Consider the following 20,081-nt stretch of genomic DNA (forward strand, 5'->3'; position numbering starts at 1 on the left):
TCAAGGCTCACTAAAACAATGTCTGACTTACAAGGACGTATAACTAACCAGCCACAATCTGACACACCTGCAGACAGCGGGCGTCATTACGAACTTATAAAAAACCGAATCCCTCACGTATTCAAAAATGCATCGCCAAGAAGAGCGCAGGAACTCGCCGCTACGCCAATAGCCACGGCACGCTGGCCAACCACTCCGGACGCTGATCACAAGCAGTTACAAGACGCCAATCTGAAACTATGGACGGAACACAACACTGTCGACCAGTTACTCGACAAGTTGCAAAATGTTTATGAGTTTTCCGAACCCTTATTGAGTGCCGCACTGAAGGAACACTTTGGCGTCGAGGACAACGTCAGAACAACCTTCCTGCATCTTTATTTACCCAAGCAACAGCCGTGGTACGCCATCGATATTTCAAAAGGTGTGGTCGCCCGAACGGTATCCCTGCTGGATGCCGCACTGCACAACTTCGCCCGTACCGAAACCTGCGAGGCCGATTCGGATTTCATCAGCCAACCCGATGAACGTGGGCTGTTCGACATCAAACCGATCAAACGCAAGATGTCCATCGCTCAGTTCCAGACGTTGTGTCGCGAACTGGATATCGGCGCCCGATACAACCAATACCTGCAAAGCATGTTGTTGCCCGACGATGCCGTTGCCAAAACGCTCTTGAAGAAAAAAGTCGTCAGAAGTCAGAAAGCCGCCTTCAAAGCGGCGACGCAACTGGCGGTGGTGACCGGTGACATCGGACCGCATACCCGTGATGTTGTCCTGGCGATGCTTGATAGCCAGCAAACCATAAAACTCAAAGGCAAGACCTTGCGGTTTCACCAACTGTCGATGCTCGACACGGCGTTGACCGGCATCGTCCTGATCGCCCCGGATCTGGATCGGACATGGCAAATCGAGCCAGTGATCGCCTATGTCCCGCAAGACCCCGAACATCCGCTGAAAACATACCCCTCGCTCCCCGACTTCCTGAACGAACTGATACGCCAACTGCGGGACAACAAACTGATCAGATCCAGCGGCATGACCTACCGCCAATACTTCAGTCAGTTCGTCCCTCATCAGCAACGCGGGCTGTTTTTCGCCGAACTCCAGCAGAACCTGACCGAGGTGCGCTGGCACAAAAAAGAGCCACTGGATCAGCGTCCGCCATGGCGCGAAGAGCCGGTGGCTCACCCTCGGCTGCATTTTCGTACCGAACTGATTAACGACAATCTGTGGACGCATCTCTATCAGCAGAAACTGAATAAGATTCTCAACGACGCCAGACACATCGCCGTGTCCACCGCCGATGCCGACAGCAATGCACGCTGGGCCTGGTGGGACAACTTCAAGAAGATTGTCTCGGACATCTTCAACGTCGCGCTGATTGTCATCACGCCGTTCGTGCCCTTCCTGGGTGAGTTGATGATGGCCTATACCGCCTACCAGATCACCAGTGACGTGGTCGAATCCATTGTGGACATGGCCGAAGGGTTATGGACCGAAGCCGCCAAGCATATCGTCGAGGTGGTGACGAACATCATTCAACTGGCGGCTATTGCGGCAGGTGCGGAGCTTGGCAAGTTCGCGCGGCTAAGGCTTTCACCCTTGATCGAAGGCATGAAACCGGTGAGGTTGCCCAATGGTCAGTCCCGGCTGTGGCACCCCGATCTCAAACCCTACGAACAGCCCGGCCTCACGTTGCCGGACGATTCGCGACCTGATGCGCGAGGCCTGCATTCGCACAAGGAGCAAAGTGTGTTGCCACTGGAGGGCAAGCATTACGCCGTGCAACACCAGGTAAAGCAGGGGCGCTACCGCATCAAGCATCCTCACCGCGCCAATGCCTATTTACCCGAATTGAAGACCAATGGCCTGGGTGCCTGGACCCATGAAGGCGAAACCCCGCAGGACTGGGAAGGCCCGACATTGATGCGCCGTCTTGGCCATGACGTGGACGGTATCAGCGATGCAGCGCTTGAGCGGGTTCGCATCGCCAGCGGCACCGACGACGATGCGCTGCGCCGCATGTACATCGACAATACGCCACCGCCGCCGCTGCTTGCAGACAGCCTGCAGCGTTGGAAGATTGACCGGCAGATCGACACCGCCATCGGACACATCCGTGCCGGGCAGCCCCTCGAACCGACCTCTTACTGGTTCGCGCCACTGGTGACCTATCTGGACGGCTGGCCCGCAGAGAAAGCGCTGAAGGTTTACGAAAACACCGACCTGAGCGGGCATTTTCGCCAGTTTGGCGACGGCGAGGCCAGCGACGAACAGACCCTCGCCACCAGTCTCGCCCATGTCACGAGCGACCAATTTGGGCAAAGCGTCGTCGACTTTTTCAACGACGCCGAGCTGGAAACGTTGCTCGGCCCGCAGGTCGCCAAGGGTGATCGCGTGCAGGCTCTGCGTAATCGACTGGCTGATGAAGCCAGCGAGATCAGGACAGACATCTTCAATTATCTCTACCAGGCCGGGCAAACTTCGGACAACCCGCGTATCCGCGTGCTTCGTCAAACGGTACCGGAGCTGCCGGCCCGCACGGCCGAAACACTGCTGGCCGGGGCCCGTGGCGCTGAACTGGAACGCCTGTCAAAAGAACAGCGCCCGCCGCTGCGCTTGAAAACCCTGGCCCGCGAAGCCGCCTTCGAAGCACGACTCAGCCACGCCTATGAGGGCTTTTATGCTGACGCACAGTGGGGGGCGGATACCGAAAGGCTGGTGCTCAATACCCTGCGACTGCACAGCGACACCTTCGCCGAGCTGCGTATTGAAGTGCGTGAAGGCAGCTTCGACGGCCCACTGCGATGCAGCGTCGGCGCCGAGGATGCGACGACCGTGCGACTGCTGATCCACGAGGAATCCGGCCGATACGAACTGCGGGACGGCGCCAACAACAAACTGCATGAAGCCGACGATTTTATGGAGTCGGTACTCCACGCCGTGCCCGCCAACAAGCGTCAGGCACTGGGTTACCGGCCCGGACAAGGCCTTTTCTTCAAGCAATGGATCATGGCCAAGACCGAAATGCCCAGCGTGCGTCGGGTACTGCTCGCCGAGCCGCCGAATGTGCCCGTCCTGCCCCCGGAAACGGTCACCCTGCTGCGTGGCCCGCTGTTTTCCAAACCCGCCGCGACACTGGAGGATCGGGTACGCAATCTGTACCCCAGCCTGAACGAACGTGAAGTGGCTGCCTTCGCTCGATCCTTGAATGCCAAAGATGAGCCGTTCACGGTCATGAACGCGCTGGAGGACGAGCTTGAAAAGCTGCGACAAACCCTGGAAAACTGGGGACCTGCGCCCTTTGACGGCACGGGTGACAGTGCGGTTGACTCCGAATGGATGAGTTTCAGGTACAACGGCGGTAGCTTTATCGCCGACCGACTGTTGCAGTGTTTTGAACGAAGATCGATGGTCTTCGGTGAGCGCAGCGCCAGCCTCGACGGTGGATACACGCTGGATCTGTCGGCAGAATTCAATGTCATCAACCTCGATCTGTGGTGGAACAAACTGCCGGACATCCAGCACCACCTGGATCAGGTCACCACGCTGACTCTGGACCGTGCAACCTTTAACCCCAGAGCCGGCAGCCTGCTGGAAAAATTCCCCCAGCTTGAGCAGCTCAGTGCCAGAGGCTGCCGGCTGGCCCACTTGCCGGACGACATCGACAAGATGCACTTTCTGCGCACCCTGCGCCTGACGGACAACCACATCACCCTGACACCTGAGGCCGTCGAGATCCTGAGAAACCTGACCCGCATGGAAACACTCAGGCTCGATGAGAACCCGGAACTGGGCCTGCTGCCCAATGTCGAGCGTATGCCCAAACTGATGGTCCTCAGCTTGAGCAACACCGGGGTGACGCGCTGGCCTGAGGGTCTGTTCAAGAAACGCCGCCCCCGGGGGTTTCTCCTCGACCTGATGGAGAACCCGCTCACTGAACTGCCGGCCGTGACGCCGGGCTCCGAAGATGCACGCATCGTGGCCCGCACGCGTTTGTTCGCCAAGCAGCTCTCCGATGCAAACCGCTTCACTTATGAGGAGTACCGAAAGTCGGTGGGCTTGAGCTCAGGGCATGTCTACCGCCGTGCCGCCGAGCATGCGATCGATGCCTGGCCGATGTCGGATGATTCCCGTTGGTGGAGTCGGGTCGTCGCCGGATTGGGCACGTTCAAGGAAGAAGCCTGGCACGACTTGATGGGCGAGCCAGGCTCCAAAGACTTCTTCGCTTTGATTGAAAAATTGAAGCAGACGGCCGACTACCGCGCCGGTGGAGCACTGCGCGATCACCTCAGCGGGCGCGTCTGGCGCATGATCGAGGCCATGGACCTGGACACTGAATTGCGCACCGAGCTGTTCGAGATGACCTCCGCCCCTACCACCTGCGCCGATGCCGGTGCCCAGTTATTCAACAACATGGGGATCAAGGTCCTCACCGCCGAAGCTTATGCCCTCTCTGCTTCGGCCGAGATTCTGGAAAGCAGGCTGGTGACCCTGGCAAAAGGCGCCGCGCGCCTGGCGCGGGTGGATGACATCGCCGGTGCCGATGTCCGCAGCCGAGCGGGCAACCCCGATGAAGTCGAGGTGTACCTTGCCTACGAAACCGGCCTGGCCCACCGCCTGGGCCTGCCATGGCAATCCAATACGATGCTCTATGAAACCACGGCCGGCGTAAGCGCCAAAAACCTCGATACGGCGTTTGACACCGTGATCTCCATGGAGGCCGGCGACGGGCTGGTCAATGAAATGATCGAGCAACCCTTCTGGGAAAAATACCTGCGTGAAGCCTACCCCGACGCCTACCACCGTAACGCCCGAATCTACCGGGGCAAACCCGAGCTGCTGGATCAGCTGCGCGATGCGCAACGCGCCTGGGCACACTCCGCCCGATGGACTGAGGTGCGGCGCGCTCCGTTACGGCGGCAGTTGCAGGACCTCGCCGATCAACTTCCCGTCCCCCACAGCGTGGTGTTTACCGGCGCCGAGATGACCGATGCCGTGTATGAGCGGTTGCTCAACGAGATCGGCTATGACGAAAAGGCGTTGAGCCGACGCTTGACCCGTGAAGCCCTGCAAAAGGCCGATCCGTCGAAATAGATGCGTGTCGATGCCAGTCTCGCCGCAGGCATTGAGGGACTGGCATCAGCCCACCTCCGAATCCCAGATGACCGTGATGTTGCCCGAGTAACTTCGGGCAACGCCCGGTTCGAGCATCTCCTCGACCTGGTCCCGGGCCACGTCGAAATGCAGCGTCCCGGGTTTCTGATCCACGTAAAAGCCAGGCTGGAACCAGTGCGTGCCACTGCCATCGAGCAGCAGTGGGCGCTGGTTGACCGGCTGGTTCGCGGCATCGGTCAAACCACTGGGCAAGGTGACGCGGATGTTGAGCGGCACCGAATGTCCCGTCGCTGGTTCCCGCACCGCGCAGGTATTGCCACTGACGTACTGGCACTCGAGGTTCATCTTGAAACGGCTCGAAGCCGAAATATTGAACGTCTGATCACGGAACAACCGCGTCGGTTTACGGCCTTGGGTGAGCCAGGCCTGCCAGCCACCTTGCGGCACCAGCTCAATGCGCGTACCACCGGGAGGAATGTCCACCTTGAGCGTGTGCTGAACATCCAGCGTGAAATTGAGGATCAACTGCCCTTCATCCGGAATCATCACATCGCCCATGTCGAAATCCTGGCGAGGGCCGACTGAATACGGGATGGAGCCTGTGTATTTACCCGCCTTCATGTTCAGCGGGTCCGGTGTACGCAGCTCATAAGCGAATACGAAGTACAGATAACGCAAGGACATCGGAATCTCGAAAAGTGCCTTCTTGCTGCACACGCCCGCATCCTCCGGCACTCTCCAGAAGCTGTTGTAACCCCGGGAGCCGTGCGTATACCAACCCACCCCCTGACAAGGCGCAGGCGCATACACCCATCCTCCTCCTTCCCACAGCTGGTCCCAGTATCTGCCACCGGTCAATTCGCTGACCGTGAGCGGAGTCTGCGTCTCGTGGCCAATGCCGCCAATCCGTATGGAAAGCATTCGGGTATCACCCGACTCATGCGTCACCGGCACCTCTCGCCACTCTGAGGGCACCCGGGCCATGCCGCCCTGACGCGGGTCCGTGTGATTGGCCAGGATCGGTGCATTGGCCGTGAACAAAATGGGTGCACGCAGACTGAACAGCCCATAGGGCTCGCAGGCCTGCGGAACCTGTTGGCAGAACCCTTCGGACGGTGTCTGATTGATGAATTTATTGCTCTGCGGATTGGACGAATCGGGCTTGAAGGTTGCTTCGATGTCCACCGTCACGGCGTGCGCCGACATCGCCAACACGGCGCACAACAGGCCGGTCAATTTTCCAAATGATTGCGTACGCAGACAGTTCATTGTCTTTCCTTCAAAAATCATAGTAATGCTCGGCCCGTTGCAACCGTGGCAGCGTTTGACGGAGCGCTAAACATCCGAATCCCAGATCACTGTCACGTTGCCCGAGTATTGACGTGCCACGCCCGGACCAATCATTTCTGCCACCTGCTCGGCAGGCACCTCGAAGTGCAGCGTTCCCGGTTTGCGATCCACATAAATGCCCGGTTGAAACAGCTCCGTGCCACTGCCGTCACGCCGCAACGGCCGACGACTGACGGGTTGCCCACTGGCATCGCTCAAGCCATGGGGAAGGCTGACGCTGACATTCAGGGGAACGGCGTGACCGCTGACAGGTTCGCGCAAGGAACAATGCTGTCCATCCTGCGTGTATTGGCATTCGAGCTGCATTTTGAAGCGTGAACTGGCGGAAAGATTGACCGTCTGGTCGCGGAACAGGCGTGTAGGTTTGCGCCCTTGGGTCAGCCACGACTGCCAGCCGCCTTGCGGTACCAGTTCCACGCGGTTGCCCCCCGGGGGTATTTCCACTTTGAGGGTGTGCTGAACATCCAGGATGAAGTTCAGCGTCAGGGTCGGACTGGTGGGTTCCATGATGTCGCCCATGTCGAAGTCCTTTCCCGGTCCGAAGAAATAGGTCCAATCTCCGGTGTATAGACCGGAGGACATTCCCAACGGATTAGGTGTACGCAGCTCATAGCCGATCTGCATTCTGTCGTAAGCCAGATTCGAAATGCGATAGTTGGCGGTTGCCGCACATTGATTCGCGGTCGGTGTTATCCAGAAAAAGGTTCTACTGTTCGGCGCGGTATACATCCCGCCAGTTCCCTGACAGGGAGCCGGCGGATTCCATGTCCAATCGCCCCATAATCGAGTGTGCCAGCCCTGAACGGTTGTGGGTTCACCTTCACCCACGAGGTTTTCGGCGGTATCCGGAAGGATATAACGGCCGCCGATCGAGGCTATGCGCACCTCCAGCTCCGCATACTCTTGAGTATCGACATTCCTGACACGAAGCACCTGCCAGTGACTTGGCACGCGAAACATCGCCCCTTTGCGCGAATCAGGGTGCTTGGCTTCAATGGGCGCCACAGACACGAAATCGATCGGCATCAGAAGTGAGAACAGACCTCTGTCGTTACAGAACTCTGGTTGCAATTGGCAATGCCCCGTCACAGGCGTTTGATTAACGAACTTATTTTCCATAGGTTTGGAGGGATCCGGTCGAAATACCGCCCTGATCTCCATGGTGGCACTCATGGCCGACTCAACACTCCATAGGACCACCGTCACGCTCAAAACAAAAAGCGTCGCAACTCTTTCCATTCTTTTAGGTTTCATGGTTTATCACTCAAGCACCCGGCATCACCGCGTTGAAGATCATGTTGACGTTGCCAAAGTAATTGCCGGGCTTGTAAACCCCGTCGGCCGGCGGCATCGGGACGATTTCCAGCAAGACGCGTTTGCCGGGGGCGGCGTCGGTCAGCGACACCACTTCGCTGCTTTCAAGCTCACTCAACAACGTGCCGTTGAACAGCACCCGCAAACCAATGTCATCGGCCGGGGTGCCGTTGGACAGATACGGTCGACCTTCAAGCCTTGCCTCGATCGAGCCGGCTTCGTTCTTGACGTCGAAATGCTTGCGCAAACCGCCCAGCGTCGACGCGGTCAGGTTCCAGGGCAGTTGCTGCTCGCGATGGATCCAGGTCGGGTCGGAGGGAATCACGTAGAACGCCTGCGTCGGGATCGTCACGAACACTTCGAACTGATGCACTTCCCTGGCGGCAAAGGCCGGATGACTCGCACACGCCGCAGCAGCAACCGCCAAAAACCCGAAGATCAGTTTCCTGGTCATGGCTTCAACCCTTCACGTCGAGTTTTTTGCTGTTTGCACCTTCCACCAGCGTGAACTGGTACTGGCGTCCGGCCTGTTTTTCGAAGGTAAACGTACGGCCGGCAAGAATGTGATGCTTGGTGGTCGGCTGGCAGTCCTGCTCGCTTTTAACCGAGCAATCCTTGAACTCATCGATCACCACGACCGTGTTGCCGTTGTTGCGGATCCGATAAGTGCCCGCACCGTTTTCGATCGCGCTGTCAAAGCGGGCCTGCTTGGGTCGTACGAAAAAAACCGCGCCGTAACCCGCCAGCACATTGACCCCGGCGGAGAGGGTTTTCTTGTAGTCGTCACGCTCTTCTTTGGAGACGGCGAACTCGTCTTCTTTCTCGGGCACCACCGGTACAAAACGCACGCGAAAATAGCGCTCTTTGTCGCGCTCGCCCATGAACAACAATCGCGTGCCCTGCATGCCATTGGCCGGGACGATCAGTCGAGCCGGGCTGGCCATCAAGCCATCACGGGCGCTGCCATCCGTGCTGGTCTTGAGCGGCACTTCCTGCGATTTGCCTTCGGCGTCATAGAGGATCTCGAGAATGTTGACCTTCACGAAAGCCGTGCTGTCGCCGCCATTGAACACCCGTTTCAAAAAGGTGCTTTTGTCGCCGTCCAGATAGTCGTAAACGGTGCCGATATTGATGCTCGGTGTTGCCTGCGTTGCTTGGGTTATCAAACAAAAACCAAATACTGCCAACAGACGTTTCATCGTCCTTTACCTCGTTGATTAATCACGTTCTGCCGGGCCATCAACCCGCCGTTCGAGCCACAAAACTTGCATCCGCCAAGGTGTCCGGCGTGCAGCGCAAATCACCGATCATCAGCACGTTGTTTTCCGTGCGGCCATTGCTCGGGTCGAGGCGGAATTGACACAGCAACTGATCACCGTGGCGCACTTCCAGGGTCGGTGAGCCGGCGTTCATTTCCATCGAGAAAAAGCCGTCCACTTCACTCACGCCGCGACTGGCGTGGTTGATGATGTGGTGGCCCTTGAGCGGGTTGCCCGCGGGGTCGATCAGGCGACCGAGCACGGTGAGGGTGCGCATGACCTTGATCTGGCGATACTCCACGCCGCCCTTGTTCAAGTGATAACTGGAACGGGCGGGCTGGATGGTCGCGGCGGGCACATGGTTGCCCTCGAAATCGAAGCTGACCGAGCTGCTTTTGTAGGCAGTGATCGGCACAAAATTGCGCCCGGGTTTGAGTACCGTGCTGCTGCCGCTCAAATCGTCGGCGCGCAAGGCGATGTCGGTGATGTCCGATTCGACATCGATAATCATGCCCGCACCGTTGCGGTGGTACTGGCTGGTCACGACCATTTTCTGGCCGCCGACGGCCACGGTGCTGTCCAGGTTCAGGCCACCGGTGAAGTCGTTGTTGAAGGACGAGCGCTGGACAAATCCGTCGCCGTTGACCAGGTCCGTTTGCATCGTCCCCATCGCGTTCAACCCCACGCCGTAGGTGTCGGTGAGAACCGTGGCCGAGACACTTTGCAGCAGGTGATCCTGCAGGTCCTTGCGGTAAGAGATCGAGGCGTTGTTATCCCGACCGCCCTCGCGCGCGGTGCGTGAGCCGATGCTGCCGGAGATCTGTTCACCGGGGCCGCCCAAGGCAACGTTGACGCTCAGGTCGACGCCACGGTTGCGGTCGTCATCCGAACTGATACTGCCGGGCCGATCGAACAGCGACAGTCGCCAGTTGGCATCGCTGCCAAACAGCCGGGTGCGCTGAGTCCATCCCAGATCCACCCCCGTGCCGTTGGTGTTGCCCTCGCTGTGAGACACACGGGCATTGACCGAACTTTTGCTGGTCAAGCGATGGTTGAGCGACAACGAAGAGTTGCTGGTCTGCCCGACAAACACGTTGCGCTGACGCACTCGCGTGCCATCCGGCAGGGTGTCATACAGTTTCGTCGTGTCGAGCCAGCTGCGGTTGTGGCTGGCGACGATGCTGCCGCTGCCATAGGAATAGAGCCCCTGCACATCGAAGCCGGTGCCGTAATCTTCGGTCTGGTAGACGTTGGCGAACAGGCTGGCGTTATTGATGATCGACCAGTCGATCGACGTGCCGTATTGCAGGCTGTCGCGCACCTGACGGCCGCTCAGGCCGAGGATCACCCGAGGGTGCAGCAAGTAGTTGAACGCGGCGCCAGCGGTCATGTCGCCATCGTCCTGTTCGTCCCAGTTACTGAGCACCTTGGATTCACGGCCGGCGAAGAGGTTGTAGCGCCAGCGCTCGTCATGGTTACGCCAGTTGTTCGGCTTGTAGATCAGTTCCTGGGTGCTGGAGGTGATTTGGCCGTCTTCGATCAGACGCACTTCCACTTCATAGATGCCACCCGGCAGCGGACGCGTATCGAGAGTTTGCAAACCAGCGGGCACGGCCTGGGTATTGATCAGCAAACCGTCGCGGTAGATCTCCACCGAACCCAGGCGATTGGCGGTGACATAAATCGGATACACCGCCGGCTTCGGGTTATTCAGGGCCAGGCTGTCGGAGCTGCCATACATCACGCCCAGCGCCGTGTCGGGGCTGGTGCCAAAGGTGTTGGGCTGGCGGGTCAGGCCTTCGGACGAGGGCGTGAACAGGCCCAGGCGCAGAAAGTTGCCTTGCAGTTCGCGCTGGGTAAACAGCTCATTCACGGCGTGATAGAGCGTGTTATCGATGCCGCCCAGTCGGGACCACTGAACGTTGACGGCTTGGGTCCAGTTACCCAGGCTGCTGCTGGCTTCCAGACCATAACGGCCGCCGAGATCCTGGTTCTGGCCACCGTTGAGGTTCAACTGGTTGCGCACGATCAAACCGGTGCTGCCGCCTTCGGGCAACGTGTAGTAATGCTGCGCTTGCTCGTCACGCTCGGCGTTTTGCGTGACGATCGACAGCAGCGAGTTTTCCAGACTGTAATGCACCGCCAGAAGCTGCTCGGGGCACTTGGCCTCGCAACTGCCCAGCGCCACACCTTGCTTCAAATAAGTCGACCAGGTATAGCGCTCGCTGGGCTTGATCGTACTGTCACTGATGTCAGTGAAGTCAACCAGGGTGACGCGGTCGTCGCGGGATAACACCACCATCGCCTCACCGAGAAATTGTTGGTCAAGTTCCACACGCACGGCCAATGGCACGTCAAAGAAGTGCTCTTCGAACTCAGTCGGCAACCCCTTGGCCTGCGCCAGCAGACTTCGAGGTGTAGTGCCGTTTTCCGCTGGCGCGGCGATTGCGGTTGCGCAGAAAAAAAGGGCAAGCGCCGTCGCGATGGGAGTCATCGGGAACATGAACGGGATACTCTGAAGATAAATACGTTGAAACCCGATCGACGGGCAGAAGTTACCCGCCAACCGGTAAGTGTTATCAATAAGGACAAAGCCTTAAGTCATAACCGTATTACGGAGTTACGCGGGGGATTGCGTCGAACATCAACACCGGCGTGGAGTTATATAGACCATTCTGACCGTCAGCCGGCTTGACGGCGGCGATCACCAGATCGGCCTGCATGCCGCCGTTGGACTCAGTGTCGCCTACTACTTCTTGCGAGACGCCCGACAGGGTTATGCCGTTGAAGGTATAAGTCAACGCGATGGTGTTGGTACCGTTGGACAACGGCTGCGGGCCACCTTCGATGTAAGCGCCAACCGAACCATTGGTGTGTTGCACATCGTAAGTCGCACGAATTGGCGTCAATGTGCCTGCCCCTAGAACGTAGGCCATCTTTTCAGCTTTACCGAAGTCTGGGTTGCGCGGCTGAGCATGGAAGACCTTGCTTGGAATGGTGGCGCTGATGTTGATGACAGTGTGCGCGTCTCCCGCAGCGAACGCCGCCGAAGAACTGAGGGCCAGGAGAGTCATCGGAACGGCGATTGCAAACTTCTTGAACATTGTTGAGTACCTGTTTTTTCAAAGGATTGGGCGAATAAAAGTTAGAGCAAGCGAATGCCATACCGTGAGGCGGTGGTGAATTCGCTTAACTTTCGACGCCAGAGAATGATCGGCCAATCGCTCGAGAAAGTAAGTACGTAAGTTCCTAAGCACATGTAGTAACAATGACTTTTGAACAGCAGGAAAAAATCCTCAAAAACAACAAATGGATTGTTTTACCCTCAGAAAAATACTACACACAGTTCAAACTAAAAAAGCACACAGATAATACTTAATCAAACTTCCGTCAGAACAATACTACTATCACTAAATAGTAAGCCAATGATAAACAGCAGCGCCTTACAATTAGTTCAATTACTCTAAAAGAGCACACTTCTCATCATTTTCAACGGTCGACCGTTCGTCTCGGGGCCTTGCTTTTGCCTAAAGATATATCTTAAGTTGTATCTAAACACGACGAGAGAAGACGCAAAATGAGAGACCATCATTCCCATCGAGAGCACAGCGACAGCCGCGACGGCTTCGAAAAACGCCCAGGCCCCGGCCGTGAACGCGGCGGCCGCGGCCCGCGTGTGTTCGCCCCCGGCGACCTGAAACTGTTGCTGCTGGCATTGATCGCCGAGCAGCCTTGCCACGGCTATGACCTGATCCGCCAGATCGAAAGCATGTTCGACGGCGCGTACAGCCCCAGCCCCGGCGTGATCTATCCGACCCTGACGTTCCTGGAAGAAAGCGAAATGATCCTGGGCGACGCCGATGGCGGTAAAAAACGCTACAGCATCACCGACGCCGGACGTCTGTCACTGACCGAGCAGGCGATTGCGCTGGACGGCGTGAGGATGCGCATCGACGTCAGCAAGCGTTCGCTGCGAGGCCACGACCGCCCGGCCGAGATCCACGAGGCGGTGCATAACTTGCGTCATGCCTTGCAGATGCACCACGGCCGCTGGAGCCCGGAAGAAATCCTGCGGGTGCGCGACTTGCTCAATAACACTGCCAAAGCCATTGTCGATGGCCCTGCCGTTCAACCTTTTCAGGAGAAAGCCGAATGACTGAAGTGATCGTGCAATCCATCCACCGCGTCATGCATGAAATCAAACGCCGTCGTCTGCAAGTGTTGCGCGTGGTCGACCTGACCCCGCGCATGCGCCGGATTACCTTGGGCGGGCCGGAGCTGGCCGGTTTCGTCAGCCTCGGCACGGACGACCATGTCAAACTGCTGTTCCCGCAGAACGCGGCGGAACACGCGGCGCTGGAAACCCTGGTGCTCGGCGCGGGGAAAGACAACGGGCCGATGCCGGCGATGCGCGACTACACACCACGTCGCTACGACCTCGACACGCTTGAGCTGGACATCGATTTCGTGCTGCACGGCGACGGCCCTGCCTCGACCTGGGCCGAGCAAGCCCAACCCGGCCAGTTCCTGCACATCGGCGGGCCACGCGGTTCGATGATCGTGCCGGACATGTTCGACAGCTACCTGCTGATCGGTGACGAAACCGCCCTGCCCGCCATCGCCCGCCGCCTCGAAGGCTTGGCGGCCAATCGCCGTGCGTTGGTGGTTGTAGAAGTGGAGAACGGCGCCGAGCAGCAACATCTCGAAAGCGCCGCGCAGGTCAATGTGATCTGGGTGCTGCGCGAGGGCGGTAAGGACAATCTGCTGACAACCGTGAAGCAACTGCAAGTGCCGAGCGGCAGTCTGTATGCGTGGGTGGCGACCGAAACCAAAGTGTCGCGACAGATTCGGCGGGTGTTGCTTGATGAGCACGGGCTGAACGAGCAAATGGTCAAAGCGGTCGGCTACTGGCGGCTGGATGCCAGCGACGATGAATAACTGAAGCCTGACAAACATCCTGTGGCGAGGGCGCTGTTGTGGCGAGGGGGCTTGCCCCCGTTGGAGTGCGCAGCGCTCCCAGACTTTGGGGCCGCTTCGCAGCCCAACGGGGGCAAGCCCCCTCGCCACAAATCAGGTTCACTTTCGGGCTCGCCATCTATCGAGCCCGATCACTACAAGCGCAACCACCACAAACCCCACCAACAATCCCCCCGCATTCACAAACACCTGTGGATAACCCAACTTATCCACATCAATGAACGGATAGGGATAAACCGCCAGCAGATGCCCGCGCCACAACGCATACGCGAAATACCCCAGCGGATAAATCACCCACAGGCCAATGTGCCGCAGGCGTAACGTACCTTTGGGCACGCACCGCCACCAATAGGCCAGAAACAGCAGCGGCATGATGTCGTGCAGCAATTCATCCGCCAGAAATTGCCAGCCTTCGGGGTGCCACAAATGCCGCAGCAACACGCTGTACACCAACCCCACCACAGCGATGCTCACGGCAATCGCGCTGCTCACCCACGGCTGCAAAAACCAGCGGCGAGCCGCCGACTCACGGGACGTCCATTCGCAGGTCAGTACCGTCGCCACCAGCGTGTTGGTCAGTACCGTGAAATAGCTGAAAAAGCTCACCAGACCGCCGATCAGCCTGGCATCCAGCGTCCAGCGTGAATACAGGATCAGGTACAGCTGAATGGCCAGTCCCGCCCAGCCCAGTACCGCCGCAACGGCAACAAAACGACGCCTCGCGACCGAGCCCGGCATGTTCAGACCGGTCGCTTGGTGCGCATCAACTTCACGTACAAACGCTCGACCTTCTCCCGGGCCCACGGGGTTTTGCGCAGGAACGTCAGGCTCGACTTGATGCTCGGGTCGCTCTTGAAGCAGCGGATATCAATGCGCTCGGCCAGCCCCGACCATTCGTAATGTTCAACCAGGGCGTTGAGGATCTGTTCCAGCGTCACGCCATGCAGCGGGTTGTTGTTCTGTTCGGTCATGCCGGGCCTTCGAGCGATGTTAAGGAGTGGGAAGCCGCGCACCTTAGCCGAGGGGGTGATCGGGTGGAAGCGCTCTGTGCGCTATCTCTTACTGTAGGTGACCTTGATAAGACTGCCGCCCGGCACTGTTACCGAATCTGAAATGATCCATGTCAGTAAAAGCCCTTTCTCTATTTGTAACAGAACATTATCCTTGCGCCCGCCAAGCTGAAACGCTTCCGCACACTGCTTCACGCCTGCTGCACTCCGTATTTTCCCTAGAAAAAGACCCAGAATTTCTTCTCTATGCCTGACTTTCAAACTTCGCGAGACAGCGCTGTCTGCACAGCTATTGCCAGCCGGAAAGCCCTGAACCTGATTGGTGGATTCACCGCGCTGGGCTTCGCCACCTGCACCCAGGCGGCGCCCGCCTTCGACAGCGATTCACCGTGGATGCTCGGCGACTGGAACGGCACGCGCACCGAACTTGCGGAAAAAGGCTACGACTTCAAAGTCGATTACACCGGCGAAATGGGCAGCAACCTGCACGGCGGCTACGACCATGACCGCACCGCGCGTTACAGCGACCAGTTCGGTTTCGGCACGCACCTGGATTTGCAGAAAATCCTCGGTTGGGACGACGCCGAATTTCAGCTGACCATCACCGAGCGCAACGGCAACAACATCAGCAATGACCGCATCAATGATCCACGCGTGGGCGGCTTCACCTCGGCCCAGGAGGTCTGGGGCCGCGGGCAAACCTGGCGCCTGACGCAGATGTGGTATCAGCTGAAGTTCTTCGACCAGAAGCTCGACATCAAGGCCGGTCGTTTCGGCGAAGGCGAAGACTTCAACAGCTTCCCCTGCGACTTCCAGAACCTGGCGTTTTGCGGCTCGCAAGTCGGTAACTGGGTTGGTGACATCTGGTACAACTGGCCGGTCAGCCAATGGGCGTTGCGCGTTAAATACCACCTCACGCCAGAGCTGTACGCGCAGGTCGGTGCCTACGAGCAAAACCCGTCGAACCTGGATCGCGACAACGGCTTCAAGCTCAGTGGCAGCGGCACCCAAGGCGCGATTTTGCCGGTGGAACTGGTGTGGATGCCGAAGCTCAACGGCCTGCCGGGCGAATACCGTGCCGGGTATTACTACAGCAGCGCCAGCGCCACCGATGTCTATAAGGACAGCAATGGTCAGCCAGCGGCCCTGAGTGGTGAAGCGTATCGCAGTGCATCGAGCAAACACGGCGTGTGGCTCGGCATTCAGCAGCAGATCACCAGCGTCGCCAGCGATAACAGTCGTGGTTTGAACGTGTTCGCCAACGGCACGATGCACGACAAGAAGACCAATGCCATCGACAACTACGTCCAGGCTGGCGTGGTCTACAAGGGCTTGTTCGATGCGCGCGCCAAAGACGACATCGGCTTCGCCCTGGCCCGGGTTCACGTCAACCCGGCCTACCGCAAAAACGCCGAGGCGACCAATCAGGCCCGCGCCGTCTTCAACTACGACGACCCGTCGTTCCTGCCACCGCAAGACACCGAATACAGCGCCGAACTCTATTACGGCGTGCATGTGACGAACTGGCTGACCGTGCGCCCGAACCTGCAATACATCCGCCATCCCGGTGGCGTGGACCAGGTCGATGACGCCCTGATTGGCGGGATCAAGATCACTTCATCCTTCTAACCCCCCAGTGGGAGCGAGCCTGCTCGCGAAGAGGCCGTCAGCCTTGACATCAATGTTGACTGAACCTCCGCTTTCGCGAGCAGGCTCGCTCCCACAAGGGAATGCATCAACCGAACAGATTTCAACTGAACCATGCCCACGCCAGATCGTCATCTACAGTGAACTTGCGCGGGACTACTTAAAACGTCACGGAGAACCACACTATGAGCACTGATGGTGCTTTGAGTCGAAGCCGTCTGTTGCCGAGCCTGCTCGGCATCCTGCTTCTGCTAATGGGCCTGGCCATGCTGGCCGGCGGGATCAAGCTGAGCATGCTCGGCGGCTCGCTGTATTACCTGCTGGCCGGTATCGGCCTGACGCTGACCGGCGTGCTGCTGATCATGGCTCGCCGCGCAGCGCTGGGCCTGTACGCACTGGTGCTGTTCGCCAGCACCGTTTGGGCACTGTGGGAAGTCGGCCTCGACTGGTGGCAACTGGTGCCGCGTCTGGCGCTGTGGTTTGCGCTGGGTATCGTCATGCTGCTGCCATGGTTCCGTCGTCCGCTGCTGCGCGAAGGCGCTGCACCGATGGGCACTGGCGCCCTGAGCGTCGCCGTGGTCGTGGCAGGCGTGGCCGCATTGGCCAGCCAATTCACCAACCCGGGTGAAATCAAGGGTCAACTGGACCGCGACAGCGTGCCCGGCATGACCAACACCGCGCCGGCCATGCCCGACGGTGACTGGAATTCCTACGGCCGCAGCGCCCACGGCGATCGTTACTCGCCGCTGGCGCAGATCACTCCGCAAAACGCTCACAAGCTGGTCCCGGCGTGGACTTACCGTACTGGCGACTTGCCGGGCCCGAACGATCCTGGCGAAACCACCGCTGAAAACACCCCGCTGAAAGTCAACGGCATGCTGTACGTGTGCACGCCGCACAGCCAGGTGATCGCGCTGGACCCGGACACCGGCAAGGAAATCTGGCGTTTCGACCCTAAGCTCTCCACGCAAAACGCGGCGAACTTCAAGGGTTGGGCGCACATGACCTGCCGTGGCGTGTCGTATCACGATGACGCCGTCTACGCCTCCGAGCAGAGCCCGACCGGCAGCGCCAGCGCCGCCGTGACCAATGCCTGCCCACGCCGGATCTTCCTGCCGACCGCCGACACCCGTCTGATCGCCCTCAACGCCGACACCGGCAAGATGTGCGAAGACTTCGGCGACAAGGGCCAGATTGACCTGCGCGCCAACATCGGCGGCTTCACCGCCGGCGGTTACTACTCCACCTCGCCTCCTGCGGTCACCAAAGACCTGGTGGTGATTGGCGGCCACGTGACTGACAACGTTTCCACCGACGAGCCAAGCGGCGTGATCCGTGCGTTCGACGTACACACCGGCAAACTGGTGTGGAACTGGGACAGCGGCAAACCGGACGACACCACGCCGATTGCCGAAGGCCAGACCTACACTCGCAACTCGCCGAACATGTGGTCCATGTTCGCCGTCGACGAAAAACTCGGCATGCTCTACCTGCCGATGGGCAACCAAACCCCGGACCAGTTCGGTGGCGCTCGCACCCCGGAATCGGAACTGCACGCCGCCGGCCTGACCGCACTGGACATCGCCACCGGCCAAGTGCGCTGGCACTTCCAGTTCACCCACCACGACCTGTGGGACATGGACGTCGGCGGCCAGCCAACCCTGATGGACCTGAAAACCGCTGACGGCGTGAAGCCGGCGGTGCTTGCGTCCACCAAGCAAGGCAGCATCTACGTGCTGGACCGCAGCACCGGCAAGGCCATCGTGCCGATCAACGAAGTGCCGGTGCCGCAAGGCGCTGTCGCCGGTGATCACACCTCGCCGACCCAACCCAAGTCCGACCTCAACTTCATGCCGCCGCCGTTGCAAGAACGCGACATGTGGGGCGTGACGCCATTCGACCAACTGGTCTGCCGGATCACCTTCAAGTCCCTGCGCTACGACGGCCCGTTCACCCCGCCATCGCTGCAAGGTTCGATCGTTTATCCGGGTAACTTCGGCGTGTTCGACTGGGGCGGTGTCTCGGTCGATCCGGTGCGTCAGATCCTGTTCGTGAACCCGGACTGGATGGCCTTCAAATCGAAAATGATCCCGGCTGCGGAAATTGCCGCCCAAGGCCCGCGCAAAAGCGAAACCGAAGGCGTGCAGCCAAACAAAGGCGCGCCGTACGGCGTGATCCTCGAACCTCTGCTGTCGCCAATGGGCCTGCCGTGCCAGGCACCGGCGTGGGGCTACGTGGCCGCGGTCGACCTGACCACCCATGAAAAAATCTGGATGCACAAGAACGGCACCGTGCGCGACAGCTCACCGGTTCCGATCCCGTTGAGCATGGGCGTACCCAGCCTGGGCGGCACCTTCGTCACTGCTGGCGGCGTTGGTTTCCTGAGCGGCACCCTCGACCAATACCTGCGCGCCTACGACGTGAAAAACGGCAAGCAACTGTGGGAAGGCCGCCTGCCGGCAGGCGCGCAAACCACACCGATGACCTACACCGGCAAGGACGGCAAGCAATACGTGCTAGTTGTTGCGGGCGGTCACGGGTCGCTGGGCACCAAGCAAGGTGACTATGTGATGGCGTACAAACTGTCCGAATAAGGTTTAGCGGCGGTTAATGCAAAGGCGACTCCTGTGAGGGGGTCGCCTTTTTTTGTGGCCGCGATTTTCACTACAACACCAATCAAATGTGGGAGCGGGCTTGCTCGCGAAAGCGGTGTTTCAGTCGATAAAAATGTTGAATGTTAAACAGCCTTCGCGAGCAAGCCCGCTCCCACATTTCGATTGTGATCAGTCTGAAAACTTTGCGCTGGTCCTACAGCCGTGGCGGTTTTTGAGGGGGATTCCGACAGGTTGTGTCGGTTGTTGTGTCGGTTGTTGTGTCGGAAGTCATGGAGATAGGCTCTGGGTGTCGCTGCAAATTCAGCGACCGGGCTTCGCGGCCTGAATTAGCTTACTTGGTGCATAATCACCGCCCTCAACCGACTCTCCTTCATAGTTTGTCGATTGGTTTCATGGTGGCTGTGCGCGGGATACCTTCGGGTATGCCGGGTTTACCAAGTGCTCGGTCCGCGAACCTGCGTACAGCTGCCACCTTCCATTGCTTCGCGGCGATTAGTGGCAGCTCCATTACTTACTTGGAGCTTCACCATGATCAAAGAAACACCAAATCCCCCCGAAACAGACGACGTTTCCCCCTACGAATCCGTCGATTCCAAAAAATTCCATGACGCCGCCGAACGTGCGCTGAATCACTACCTCAACCCCGCGGCCCTGAAATCACCACCCACCCGCAAACCCAGCACCATGTTCATGCTTGCACCGGACCTCAACGACGAAGACCTGCTGGCCCACACCTGTGAAACCCTGGCCCAGGCCAGCGTCATGGCCGGCGATTTTGCCGCCTACCT

14 protein-coding genes are annotated in these 20,081 nt (G+C 58.9%); 6 read left to right on the top strand and 8 right to left on the bottom strand.

Annotation, left to right across the window (positions count from 1 at the left end; genetic code table 11):
* The first annotated feature begins 18 nt into the window (after positions 1-18).
* The gene (locus ACWKV5_RS15410; RefSeq protein ID WP_483841915.1) at positions 19-5,100 is read left to right on the top strand and encodes an NEL-type E3 ubiquitin ligase domain-containing protein; all 5,082 of its coding nucleotides are present in this window, start codon (positions 19-21) and stop codon (positions 5,098-5,100) included.
* A 45-nt stretch (positions 5,101-5,145) separates the two neighbouring features.
* Here ACWKV5_RS15410 and ACWKV5_RS15415 read toward each other — a convergent pair whose 3' ends face one another.
* The 6 genes from ACWKV5_RS15415 to ACWKV5_RS15440 form a co-directional block, all read right to left on the bottom strand.
* Positions 5,146-6,390, bottom strand: a complete 1,245-nt coding sequence (locus ACWKV5_RS15415) for a hypothetical protein (protein ID WP_483841916.1) — start codon at positions 6,388-6,390, stop codon at positions 5,146-5,148.
* Between the two features lie 66 nt (positions 6,391-6,456).
* Entirely contained in the window at positions 6,457-7,725 is a 1,269-nt protein-coding gene (locus tag ACWKV5_RS15420; protein WP_483841917.1) for a hypothetical protein, read from the bottom strand.
* Between the two features lie 10 nt (positions 7,726-7,735).
* Positions 7,736-8,239 (bottom strand): CS1 type fimbrial major subunit, encoded by a 504-nt coding sequence (locus ACWKV5_RS15425; RefSeq protein WP_483841918.1) that lies wholly within the window; start codon positions 8,237-8,239, stop codon positions 7,736-7,738.
* 4 nt (positions 8,240-8,243) lie between these two features.
* Positions 8,244-8,984: a molecular chaperone gene (locus tag ACWKV5_RS15430; RefSeq protein ID WP_483841919.1), complete on the bottom strand. Its 741-nt coding sequence runs from the start codon at positions 8,982-8,984 to the stop codon at positions 8,244-8,246.
* Between the two features lie 40 nt (positions 8,985-9,024).
* A complete protein-coding gene (locus ACWKV5_RS15435) occupies positions 9,025-11,547 on the bottom strand; it encodes a TcfC E-set like domain-containing protein (protein WP_483841920.1) in 2,523 nt (840 codons plus the stop codon).
* A gap of 109 nt (positions 11,548-11,656) precedes the next feature.
* The gene (locus tag ACWKV5_RS15440) at positions 11,657-12,148 is read right to left on the bottom strand and encodes a CS1 type fimbrial major subunit (protein WP_483841921.1); all 492 of its coding nucleotides are present in this window, start codon (positions 12,146-12,148) and stop codon (positions 11,657-11,659) included.
* 473 nt (positions 12,149-12,621) lie between these two features.
* Here ACWKV5_RS15440 and ACWKV5_RS15445 point away from each other — a divergent pair, with 473 nt between their 5' ends.
* The gene (locus tag ACWKV5_RS15445) at positions 12,622-13,200 is read left to right on the top strand and encodes a PadR family transcriptional regulator (protein ID WP_483841922.1); all 579 of its coding nucleotides are present in this window, start codon (positions 12,622-12,624) and stop codon (positions 13,198-13,200) included.
* Complete coding sequence (locus tag ACWKV5_RS15450; RefSeq protein WP_483841923.1) at positions 13,197-13,982, top strand: siderophore-interacting protein; 786 nt, start codon at positions 13,197-13,199, stop codon at positions 13,980-13,982. The genes ACWKV5_RS15445 and ACWKV5_RS15450 overlap by 4 nt, the downstream gene beginning before the upstream one ends.
* Before the next feature lie 138 nt (positions 13,983-14,120).
* Here the strand turns inward: ACWKV5_RS15450 and ACWKV5_RS15455 are convergent, their stop codons facing one another.
* Both ACWKV5_RS15455 and ACWKV5_RS15460 read right to left on the bottom strand, forming a co-directional pair.
* The gene (locus tag ACWKV5_RS15455) at positions 14,121-14,759 is read right to left on the bottom strand and encodes a Pr6Pr family membrane protein (RefSeq protein ID WP_483841924.1); all 639 of its coding nucleotides are present in this window, start codon (positions 14,757-14,759) and stop codon (positions 14,121-14,123) included.
* Positions 14,760-14,761: 2 nt separating this feature from the next.
* Complete coding sequence (locus tag ACWKV5_RS15460) at positions 14,762-14,992, bottom strand: VF530 family protein (RefSeq protein WP_007944895.1); 231 nt, start codon at positions 14,990-14,992, stop codon at positions 14,762-14,764.
* A 285-nt stretch (positions 14,993-15,277) separates the two neighbouring features.
* Between ACWKV5_RS15460 and ACWKV5_RS15465 the strand changes: the two genes are divergently transcribed.
* The 3 genes from ACWKV5_RS15465 to ACWKV5_RS15475 form a co-directional block, all read left to right on the top strand.
* Positions 15,278-16,660 (top strand): carbohydrate porin, encoded by a 1,383-nt coding sequence (locus tag ACWKV5_RS15465; RefSeq protein ID WP_483841925.1) that lies wholly within the window; start codon positions 15,278-15,280, stop codon positions 16,658-16,660.
* A gap of 203 nt (positions 16,661-16,863) precedes the next feature.
* Positions 16,864-19,272 carry a glucose/quinate/shikimate family membrane-bound PQQ-dependent dehydrogenase gene (locus tag ACWKV5_RS15470; RefSeq protein WP_483841926.1) on the top strand — a complete coding sequence of 803 codons (2,409 nt, stop codon included), beginning with the start codon at positions 16,864-16,866 and terminating at the stop codon, positions 19,270-19,272.
* A 549-nt stretch (positions 19,273-19,821) separates the two neighbouring features.
* The coding region (locus ACWKV5_RS15475) for a DUF6124 family protein (protein ID WP_483841927.1) at positions 19,822-20,081 on the top strand (260 nt) is incomplete at its 3' end.

The organism is Pseudomonas oplopanacis (genome assembly GCF_057128725.1).

Bases quoted from the DNA above. Each gene is read 5' to 3' on its own strand.
- ACWKV5_RS15415 (WP_483841916.1), bottom strand. From the start codon at position 6,390: ATGAACTGTCTGCGTACGCAATCATTTGGAAAATTGACCGGCCTGTTG.
- ACWKV5_RS15470 (WP_483841926.1), top strand. From the start codon at position 16,864: ATGAGCACTGATGGTGCTTTGAGTCGAAGCCGTCTGTTGCCGAGCCTG.
- ACWKV5_RS15450 (WP_483841923.1), top strand. From the start codon at position 13,197: ATGACTGAAGTGATCGTGCAATCCATCCACCGCGTCATGCATGAAATC.
- ACWKV5_RS15410 (WP_483841915.1), top strand. From the start codon at position 19: ATGTCTGACTTACAAGGACGTATAACTAACCAGCCACAATCTGACACA.
- ACWKV5_RS15465 (WP_483841925.1), top strand. From the start codon at position 15,278: ATGCCTGACTTTCAAACTTCGCGAGACAGCGCTGTCTGCACAGCTATT.
- ACWKV5_RS15455 (WP_483841924.1), bottom strand. From the start codon at position 14,759: ATGCCGGGCTCGGTCGCGAGGCGTCGTTTTGTTGCCGTTGCGGCGGTA.
- ACWKV5_RS15430 (WP_483841919.1), bottom strand. From the start codon at position 8,984: ATGAAACGTCTGTTGGCAGTATTTGGTTTTTGTTTGATAACCCAAGCA.
- ACWKV5_RS15435 (WP_483841920.1), bottom strand. From the start codon at position 11,547: ATGTTCCCGATGACTCCCATCGCGACGGCGCTTGCCCTTTTTTTCTGC.
- ACWKV5_RS15425 (WP_483841918.1), bottom strand. From the start codon at position 8,239: ATGACCAGGAAACTGATCTTCGGGTTTTTGGCGGTTGCTGCTGCGGCG.
- ACWKV5_RS15445 (WP_483841922.1), top strand. From the start codon at position 12,622: ATGAGAGACCATCATTCCCATCGAGAGCACAGCGACAGCCGCGACGGC.
- ACWKV5_RS15460 (WP_007944895.1), bottom strand. From the start codon at position 14,992: ATGACCGAACAGAACAACAACCCGCTGCATGGCGTGACGCTGGAACAG.
- ACWKV5_RS15420 (WP_483841917.1), bottom strand. From the start codon at position 7,725: ATGAAACCTAAAAGAATGGAAAGAGTTGCGACGCTTTTTGTTTTGAGC.
- ACWKV5_RS15440 (WP_483841921.1), bottom strand. From the start codon at position 12,148: ATGTTCAAGAAGTTTGCAATCGCCGTTCCGATGACTCTCCTGGCCCTC.